At 66.3% G+C, this 9351-nt stretch carries 10 protein-coding genes; 8 read left to right on the top strand and 2 right to left on the bottom strand.

Annotated features, from left to right (window positions below):
- Positions 1-26: 26 nt before the first annotated feature.
- Positions 27-353 carry a zinc ribbon domain-containing protein gene (locus tag VM054_04270; GenBank protein HUT98272.1) on the bottom strand — a complete coding sequence of 109 codons (327 nt, stop codon included), beginning with the start codon at positions 351-353 and terminating at the stop codon, positions 27-29.
- 86 nt (positions 354-439) lie between these two features.
- On the opposite strand from VM054_04270, the gene prmC reads away from it, so the two are divergent.
- Complete coding sequence (prmC, locus tag VM054_04275) at positions 440-1285, top strand: peptide chain release factor N(5)-glutamine methyltransferase (protein HUT98273.1); 846 nt, start codon at positions 440-442, stop codon at positions 1283-1285.
- A 276-nt stretch (positions 1286-1561) separates the two neighbouring features.
- Here prmC and VM054_04280 read toward each other — a convergent pair whose 3' ends face one another.
- Complete coding sequence (locus VM054_04280; protein HUT98274.1) at positions 1562-2896, bottom strand: M20/M25/M40 family metallo-hydrolase; 1335 nt, start codon at positions 2894-2896, stop codon at positions 1562-1564.
- Between the two features lie 131 nt (positions 2897-3027).
- Between VM054_04280 and VM054_04285 the strand changes: the two genes are divergently transcribed.
- From VM054_04285 to VM054_04315, 7 genes are all read left to right on the top strand, one after another.
- Positions 3028-4065: an NAD(P)-dependent oxidoreductase gene (locus VM054_04285; GenBank protein HUT98275.1), complete on the top strand. Its 1038-nt coding sequence runs from the start codon at positions 3028-3030 to the stop codon at positions 4063-4065.
- A gap of 207 nt (positions 4066-4272) precedes the next feature.
- Positions 4273-5385 (top strand): peptide chain release factor 2, encoded by a 1113-nt coding sequence (gene prfB, locus VM054_04290; protein HUT98276.1) that lies wholly within the window; start codon positions 4273-4275, stop codon positions 5383-5385.
- Entirely contained in the window at positions 5378-6277 is a 900-nt protein-coding gene (locus tag VM054_04295) for a site-specific DNA-methyltransferase (protein ID HUT98277.1), read from the top strand. The genes prfB and VM054_04295 overlap by 8 nt, the downstream gene beginning before the upstream one ends.
- Positions 6278-6402: 125 nt before the next feature.
- A complete protein-coding gene (locus VM054_04300; protein ID HUT98278.1) occupies positions 6403-6897 on the top strand; it encodes a hypothetical protein in 495 nt (164 codons plus the stop codon).
- A 15-nt stretch (positions 6898-6912) separates the two neighbouring features.
- Entirely contained in the window at positions 6913-7566 is a 654-nt protein-coding gene (locus VM054_04305; GenBank protein ID HUT98279.1) for a methyltransferase domain-containing protein, read from the top strand.
- A gap of 1 nt (position 7567) precedes the next feature.
- Positions 7568-7999: a hypothetical protein gene (locus VM054_04310; protein ID HUT98280.1), complete on the top strand. Its 432-nt coding sequence runs from the start codon at positions 7568-7570 to the stop codon at positions 7997-7999.
- A gap of 19 nt (positions 8000-8018) precedes the next feature.
- Positions 8019-9020, top strand: coding sequence for a D-2-hydroxyacid dehydrogenase (locus VM054_04315; GenBank protein ID HUT98281.1), 1002 nt, complete (start codon positions 8019-8021; stop codon positions 9018-9020).
- Positions 9021-9351 lie beyond the last annotated feature (331 nt).

Here is a 9351-nt window from a genome sequence, read left to right on the forward strand (position 1 = left end):
GCCCCGACCGCCGATAATTCCAAAACCTACATCGGCGCGCCGCACCCCGGGCAGAACTTGACACCCTCGTCCGCCAGGGCGCCGCATTGGGGGCACTTGACCTTCACGACTTCCTTGGTCCCGCCCACCGCCGCCATCATCTCCTGGTGCTCCTGGTCTCGCTTCACATCGTCGCCCAACACGGCTACAATGACGACGCCGATCCAGGAGAGGAAAAGGCCGAGCACTATGCCGATGCCACCTTTACCCTTCTTCTTCCCGATGATGTAGCCCACTATCGCCGGAGCCACCCAGGCCCCAAGCACCACCAGAATCCAGGTGACAGCTCCGAAACCCACCAAGTTACCATACATGACGGCCTCCTTGCCGGAAGTGAGAATCCTTACGTGCAGACACGCAATGTTAAGCAACGCGAAAAATTTTGTCAATTGATAAACGGATGAACCGGCCCCCCACAGCGCCCGAGGCCCTCCGCGCCGCCGAAGAGCGGTTGAAAGCCGCCGGCGTCGCCTCGCCGCGCGCCGACGCCGAGCTCCTCCTCGCCCGGCGCCTGGGCGTGGAGCGCCACGGGCTCTACGCCGGGGCCGATTTGGATGAAACGTCGTTTGACTGTTTCACGGCCGACGTGGAGCGCCGCGCACGACGCGAGCCGCTCCAGCTCATTCTCGGCGAGACGGAGTTCTACGGGATACGGCTCGAGGTCCGCCCCGGCGTCTTCATCCCCCGCCCCGAAACCGAGGCCCTGGTCGGCCTGGCCCTCGATTATTTGACTGACGACGCGGGATTGGCCTACGACCTCGGCTGCGGCTGCGGGAACATCGCCTGCGCCCTGGCCGTGAACCGGGTAAATCTGCGCCTCATCGCCACCGACACCTCGGCGGAGGCCGTGGAGCTGACGAAAGAGAACGCGGCGCTCTGCGGCGTGGGGGAGAGGGTCGCGGTCGTCCAGGCGGACCTCGCCGCGGGACTTTTGGGAAAAGCCGACCTGGTCTGCTGCAACCCACCCTACGTGCCCGCGGGGGAAATCCCCGGTCTGGAGCCCGAGGTGCGCGACCACGACCCGGGAAAAGCCCTGGACGGCGGCGAAGACGGCCTGGCGGTCATCCGGCGTCTCGCCGGGACTTTGGGAAATTTAATCAAGCCCGACGGCCTGGCGCTCGTGGAAATCGGCGACGGCCAGGGGGAGGCGGTGCGGCGGATTTTTTCCGAAATCGCCGGAGTGGAGGGAGTGGAGATAAGGAAGGACCTCGCCGGCCGCCAGCGCGTCGCCGTCGTGCGGTTGTAATGGCCCCCTCCCCCCTCTGGGGGGAGGGTTGGGGAGGGGGGTGTATCGGCCCCCTCTCCCTTCCAGGGAGAGGCGCGCCTACGGGTTGGGGTGAGGGTAGGGGTAGGGAACGTAGAAAACGCGGCGGGGTTAGGAAACCCCGCCCTACGGCATCGCAATACGCGGCGGCCCGCAGAGGATTTATCCTACGGGGCCGCCCTACCTTAAAAAAACGGGCCGACCTGAACGGCGCGCCGTCGGTCGGCCCCTACGTCACCACAACCGGGGGAGGCGAATCTACCTCCGCCGCAGCTCACCCACCAGCCACAGCAGCCGCCGGGTTATCTCCCCCAACAGCTCCAGCTCCAGCCGCTCGTTCAACCCGTGGACCCGCGTCGGCATGTCCGCCGGGTTCGGCTCCGAGGGGAAGGGGACGTACCCGTAGGCGTCGTAACCGGCCCAGCGGAGCTGCCGCGAGTCGGTCCCCCCCAGGCAGATGGTGGGGATGAGCTCGAGCTTGGGGTCCCACTTGGGCAGGAGCTCCCGCGCCGTCTGCACCACCGGGTGGTCCGGGTCGGAGGCGCTGGCCGGATGGGCGTTCTCCACAGTGACATCCACGGGCAGGTCCTCCACCAGTTTCTTGAAAAGCGCCAGCCTGTCCTCGGGCTCGCTGCCGGGCAAAAGGCGGCAGTCGCAGTAGAGGACCACCTCGCCGGGGATGATGTTGAGCTTCTCGCTGCCTTTGACCATGGTCGGGGCGAGGGTGTCGGCGTAGACGGCCTTGAAGAGCGCGGGCAGCCGGGCGGAGAGCTTGCCCAAGTCCCCGAGGAGCTTTTCCCAGGCGCGGGCGTCGCCACGCTCCAGCCGCTTCATCAGGGGCCCGTCATCGCCCATCAGCCGGTCCAGGAGCCCCCGGTTGGCGGGGAGCATCCGGTACTCGAGGGGCAGCTTCTCCAGCCTGCGCAGGACCTCGCCCAGAACGTACATCGCCTGATCGTCCCCCGGCGCGGCGGCGTGCTCCTGGGTCCCGCGGATGGTGAATCGCAGGCGGAGCTGGCCCTTCTCGCCGATCATGAAGGAGGCGAATCGCCGTCCGCCGATGTCGTAAACCTCGCCGCCGCCCTCGGTGAGGGAGGCCCAGCAGTCGGCCAGCTCGGGTCGGTTTTTGACTATCCAGCCGATGCCGGCGCCGCCGCCCACCTCCTCGTCGGCCGTGGCCAGGAAGCGCACCGGCCGCCCGCCGCCGCCTTTTTTCGCCAGTTCCACCAGCGTCACCGCCTGGGCCGCCACCACCCCCTTGCAGTCTATGGCCCCCCGGCCCCAGACGCAGCCCTCGGCGATTTCGCCGCCGAAGGGGTCCCGCTTCCACTTGGCAAAATCGCCCGCCGGCACCACGTCCAGGTGCCCCATTATCAACAGCGGCTTCTTGCCCTCGTCGCCCGGGAGGAGGGCCGCGACGTTACCCCGCCCGGCCGCGCTCTGGACGACCTCGGCGTGGACCCCGCGCTCGGTGAGCCAGCCCGCCAGGAACCGGGCGCACTCGAGCTCGTTCCCCGGCGGGTTGGTGGTGTTGAACCGGATGAGGGCCGACAGGAGCCCGGCGGCCTCGTCGCGCAACCCCGAATCATCCATGCATCCCCTCATTGGAAGCGAGCAACATCAACATTATAATAGCATTCGTAAACCGGGTGTTTTAAAATTTCGTTCTCGACCCAACGGGCGCAATACGACGACGAACGCGAGGCGGTGTAGATTTGCGCGCAATGATAACGGGAGGCTCCGGGTTCCTGGGCCTGCACATGGCCCACAAGCTCGCCGAAAAGGGTGTCGGGGAGATAACCCTGGTGGACATCGCCGACGCCGACCTCGACGAGTACCCGCCCGGTACGCGCCTGGTCATCCAGGACGTGCGGGACCTGGAGGGCCTGCGGCGCGTCTTCGGCGAGACCGGGCCGGAGCTGGTCGTCCACGGCGCCGCCGCGCTCCCCCTGTGGAAGAAGCGGGACATCTACTCGACCAACGTCGGGGGCACCGACAACGTCCTGACCGCGGCGCGCGAGGCCGGGGTGCCGCGCACGGTGCACGTCTCCTCCACGGCGGTCTACGGGGTGCCGAAGACGCATCCTATTTTCGAGAACGACCGGCTCATCGGCGTGGGGCACTACGGCGTCTCCAAGATTCAGGCCGAGGAGGTCGTCAGGCGGCACCGCGAGGCGGGCTACCCGGTCCCCGTCGTGAGGCCGAAAACCTTCATCGGCACGCACCGACTGGGCGTATTCCAGATACTCTACGACTGGATCGAGTCGGGCCGCCGGATACCGCTCATCGGCGACGGCTCCAACCTCTACCAGCTCCTCGAGGTGGATGACCTCTGCGACGCCATCTGGCTCTGCCTCACCGCCGAGTTGGAGAAGGCCGACGACACCTTCAACGTCGGGGCCTGGAACCTGCGGCCCATCCGCGAGGACGTGCGGGAGCTCTGCGATTTCGCCGGCACCGGCGGGCGGCCGGTCGGATTTCCGCCCTGGCTGGTCAAGCCCGCCCTCGGATTCTTCCGCCTGATAAACGTCTCACCGCTCTACCGCTGGGTCTACGGCACGGCCGATAAGGACTCCTACGTCTCCATAGACAGGATAAAGGAAGCTCTGGGCTGGGAGCCGCGCTACTCCAACGCCGAGGCGCTGATCCGCTCCTACCGATGGTATCTGGAGAACAAGCCCGAGGCGACGGCCCAGGCCGGGGTGACCCACCGCACGCCCTGGAAGCAGGGGGTGCTGGGGCTGTTCAAGCGTTTCATGTGAGCCGGCGATGAGGCGCGCCACCTCGGGCGCCCGTGGAAGTGATAGAATGGGCGGACCGGCCGGACGCCCGCGCCGCCGGAGGGAACCCGGCGATTCCGACCCGTCCTTCCCGTAACCGCGGCGCTTGAAAAAAAGCCGCCCTCGGCCTACCATAGACCATCCCTCGGCGGGGCACGTTTCCGATTCGAGTCCAAGGAGCGACGATGGATGATATGCAGGAGAGCCTGGAACGCGCCCGTCAAGCCGTCAGCGACCTCTGGGGGTGCCTTTGACCCGGAGGCCAAACGAAAGCGGCTGGATGAGCTGAACCGCCGCATGGCCGAGCCCGGCTTCTGGGGCGATTCTCAGGGGGCCGGCAGGCTCACCGCCGAGGCCACCCGCCTGACCGGGGAGCTCGACCGCGCCGAGCGGCTCAAACACGAGCTCGCCGACCTCGAGGAGCTGGGGGGGATGGCCCGGGACGAGGGCGACGCGGGCGAGCTGGCGTCCGTCGCCGAGGAGCTGGACAAGCTGGCCGACCGCGCGCTGGCCCTCACCGCCCAGGCGCTCCTCTCCGGCCCCTACGACGACCAGGACGCCATCGTCGAGCTGCACCCCGGCGCCGGCGGCACCGAGTCCGCCGACTGGGCCGAGATGCTCCTGCGCATGTACACCCGCTACTTCCAGCTCAAGGGCTGGAAAGCGGAGCTCCTGGAGATAACGGCCGGCGACGAGGCGGGCATCAAGTCGGCCACACTCGCCGTGCGCGGGGACCTCGTCTTCGGACACCTGCGGGGCGAAATCGGCGTCCACCGCCTGGTGCGGCTCTCCCCCTACGACGCCAACCACCGCCGCCACACGTCCTTCGCCGCTCTCTACGCCTACCCCGACCTGGACACCGATGTCGAGGTCGAAATAAACCCCGACGACCTGCGCGTGGACGTCTTCCGCTCCTCGGGCCACGGGGGGCAGTCGGTCAACACCACCGACTCCGCCGTGCGCATCACGCACCTGCTCACCGGCATCACGGTGAGCTGCCAGAACGAGCGCAGCCAGAAGTACAACAAGGAATCCGCCATGCGGGTGCTGCGGGCGCGGCTGGCCGACCACTACCGCCGCGAGCGCGAGCTGGAGATTGCCGACTCCAAGGCCGACAAGCGCGACATCGCCTGGGGCTCGCAGATTCGCAACTACGTCCTGCACCCCTACCGGCTGGTGAAGGACCCGCGCACCGGCGAGGAGACCTCGAACGTGGACGCCGTGCTGGACGGGGACCTGGACCGCTTCGTGGAGGCGTACCTGCGCTGGAGCCACGGGAAGGAAGGGAAGAAAAATGGCTAGAAAGAACCAATTACAGATGTCATCCATCGGCGCGCAGATTGAAGAAACGAAATACGATATTTTCAACTGTGACGCCTTCGAGTGGCTGGGCAAACGAGAGGCGAATTCGATCCACGCGGTAGTCACCGATCCGCCTTACGGGCTTCGAGAATACGACGAGGATCAACTGGAAAAACGGAAAAACGGAAACGGCGGCGTCTGGCGTATACCACCGGCGTTTGACGGGCAAAGCCGCAGCCCTTTACCGCGCTTCACGGTTTTGAACGGCGATGATATCCAACGGCTGGGGCAATTCTTCACGAAATTCGCGCGCGGTCTGTTGGAAGTTCTGGTTCCGGGGGCACACGTATTCATAGCCACGAACCCCCTGGTATCGCACAACGTAGACCTGTCCTTCATCGGATGCGGCTTCGAGAAAAGGGGCGCTATCATCCGAAGGGTTATCACCCTTCGTGGAGGGGACAGGCCGAAAAACGCCCACGAGGAGTACCCCGACGTAACGGTAATGCCCCGCTCGTGTTGGGAACCCTGGGAATTATTTCGCAAACCGCTCGACGGTACAGTCGCCGGGAACCTGCGGAAATGGAAAACGGGTGGTTTGCGGCGGATTTCCGGAAAAGAGCCCTTTAAAGACCTGATTCCGTCCTCGCCCGCCCGGGGTGCGGAGAGGGAAATCGCCCCCCACCCCAGCTTGAAACCGCAGGAGTTCGTGCGGAAAATCGTCCGGGCGAGCCTCCCCCTCGGAGAGGGAACGGTCCTCGATCCGTTCATGGGCTCGGGCTCGACCGTCGCCGCGGCGGCACACCTCGGCTATCAGTCAATCGGGCTGGAAATCAACGAGGAGTACTACGACATGGCGGTCACCGCCATTCCCAACCTGGCCGCACTTTGAGGAACCGAGGTAAGACGTTGAGTTATGAGCTGGATAGATCGGTCCCGCTGCCGCCGCAGCTCACCGCGGACCAAATCCACCGCGCGGTGGAGTACGTCGAACGTGAGGCGACGGAGTGAATGGATGTGTACTTCGAGCAGAAGAACATCTTCAGCGCATTCGTCGGCATTCTGGGTACCCGAGCCCTCGATTCGGTATCGGTCTACGAGAAGAACCGACAGACCGACCTCGCCCAAACCCGCTTCCCGGACCTAATTCGTAGAGGAAGCGGTGAAAGGCCATCCCCCAACGACTGCCTGGAATCAAAGGCCAGTATAAGGCCCTGGGCCGTTCAAGCCCACTACAACCACGAGGGCTGGTACATTATTTGGAGATACCTCATTGATAAAACGATGAGCATCGAAGCCGAAAAACCCGTAATCGTCTGGCGGGTTGACGTTGTATATCTAAAGTCTGCGGATTGGAAATACGAGGGGAGCGGCGCGGGGCCCGGCGGCGGCGGGCGCACGCACACCTTCGGTGTGGATAAGCCGGCGGCGAAGTTGAAGGGGAAAGCCCTTTATAAAAGGACGGACTTGACGGTTAAGAATGGCAAACCCGTACCGAAGAACCATAAATAATAAAACGTAACCAAAATGCCCGCCTGGCTCATCGTTTTACTGTGCGTTTTTCCGGGGCTGCCGCTGGCGGTCTTCATTGCCCTTAATATCTCCCGGTTTTTCAGACTGGCCCGGCCCAGCCCCATGCCGCACTGGATGGCGCCGCTCATTGACAACCCCGTCCGGCGGCTCTTCTACCCGACCCGGAAAATCGTGAACGAGCTCGGCGCGGAGCCGGGGATGCGCGCGCTCGAGGTCGGACCGGGGCACGGGACGTACACCCTGGCCGTCGCCCGGCGGCTCGGGGATGCGGGAAGGCTCGTCGCCGTGGACATCCAGCCGGAAATCATCCTGCGGCTGAAGAAGCGGGTCGAGCGCGAGGGCGTGAAAAACGTCGAGGCGCGCACCGCCGACGTCAACCACCTGCCCTTCCCCGACGGCTCCTTCGATCTCGTGTACCTGATGATGGTCCTGGGCGAGATTCCCGACCACCTCGGGGCGCTGCGCGAATTCAAGCGGGTACTCAAGCCGGTTGGGCGCCTGGCCCTGCAGGAATGGCTGCCCGACCCCGACTACCATCCGGCGGGAACCTTGGTTAAATGGTGCGCGGAGGCAGGTCTGGCCTGCACGGCGAAGCGGGGGGGCTTCTTCAACTACACTTTGATTTTCACCCCGGCGGGCGGGAATTAAAATGCCGGCGCAGCTCCCCTGGTACCGTTTGATTATCTGGTTCGCGTTGGGGCTGGCGGCGGCGGTGACGGCGACGCTCGTATGCTCCCAGTCGGTGGTGGAGCCGCTGGAGGGGCGGACCTACGACGCCGTCAGCGACTCGCCGCTGGGCGGGGTCGAGGTGATCGTCTGGCCGGTGGACCCGCCCAAAAACTTCGACCCGGCGGACTACGACGCCGAATCGGGGCCCGACGGCCGTTTTTTCATCCCCATCCCGAAAAAGCTCTACCCGGTGATTCTGAGCCTGCGCGCCGACGGTTACGCCCCGCAGCAGACGGTGGCGGCGGGGCCGGGCAACCTGGCGGTGGCGCTCACCCGCGCCGAGGTGGTGACTCCGCCGGCGGTCCTGCCCCCGGAGCCGACCGACGCCGGGCCCACCACCGAGGAACCCTAACCTTTCACGGGAGGCACCTTTGCGGATATTGGTTTTCCTGAGCCGCGACTGGGAAACCCAGCGCGAGGTGGCGTCGGACATAAAGCAGGCGGTGGCCTTGACCGGCGGCTCCGACCTGGACTCCGACGGCGAGCCGGACATCACCGTCGTCCCCAGCCGGGACCGGGAGGAGTACGAGCGGGAGCTGCCCCAGGCGGAGATCCTGTTCGCGTGGAGCCTCTCCCCGGAGCGGCTGGCGCTCGCCGAGCGTCTGCGGTGGGTTCAGCTCGCCTCGGCGGGCGTGGAGCGCGTCCCGGTGGGGGAGATAGTCGGGCGGGGGATTTTGTTGACCAACGCCCGGGGGGTGCACTCGGTGGCGGTGGCGGAGCACGCGCTGGCGCTTTTATTGGTCCTGGCGCGGCGGCTGCCCGAGGTCGTGCGGCGTCAGTCCGAGCGGCGCTGGGACCCCGACGCCGTGGCGTACCGGCAGGCCCTGTTGGCCGGAAAACGGGCGGCGATTCTCGGTTTCGGGAGCATCGGGGTGGAGATAGGCCGGCGGCTGGCCGGCTTCGGGGTGGATGTGTGGGCGATGGTGAATCGTCCACGGCTGGTGCGCGAGGCGAGCCGGGTCTTCGGCGGCGACGGCTGGCGGGAGATGCTGGGCGGCGCGGACTTCATCTTCAACTGCCTCCCCGAGACCGACGCGACCCGGGGCTGGCTCGACGCGGAGCGGCTGGCCGCCTGCAAGCGGGGGGCGCTTCTGGTGAGCGTGGGCCGCGGCGCCACCGTGGACGAGGCGGCCCTGACGAAGGCCCTGGCCGAGGGGCGTCTCGGCGGCGCGGCGGTGGACGTACTGGAAACCGAGCCGCTGCCCGCAGACTCCTCCCTGTGGACCACGCCCAACCTATTAATTACCCCCCACGTGGCGGGCCTGACCGAGGGGATGTTCGCGGCCGTCACCGGGCTTTTCACGGAGAATCTGCGGCGGTTCCTGACGGGGCGGGAGCTGATGAACGTGGTTGACCCCGCGCGGGGGTATTAGGCGGCGGGCGTCGGCCCGGTTGCGATGACGTAGGGGCCGACCTTTAGGTCGGCCCGTTTTTTCATAGGTAGCCCTCACCCCCATCCCCTCTCCCACGGGGAGAGGGGGGCCGTGCCGACCCTCACCCCCATTCCCGTTGGCGCGCCGCTCGCTAAACGTAGGGCGGGGAATCCTTTCCCCGCCGCTTTCGCCCCTACCCTCACCCCGGCCCGTCGGCGCGCCGCTCCCTGAAAGGGAGAGGGGACTGCTGCACCCCTCTCCCCAGCCCGTAGGCGCGCCTCCCCCCAAAGGGGGGAGGGGACATGCATGTTGCGATGACGTAGGGGCCGAC

Source organism: bacterium (genome assembly GCA_035528375.1).
GTDB lineage: Bacteria > RBG-13-66-14 > RBG-13-66-14 > RBG-13-66-14 > RBG-13-66-14 > RBG-13-66-14.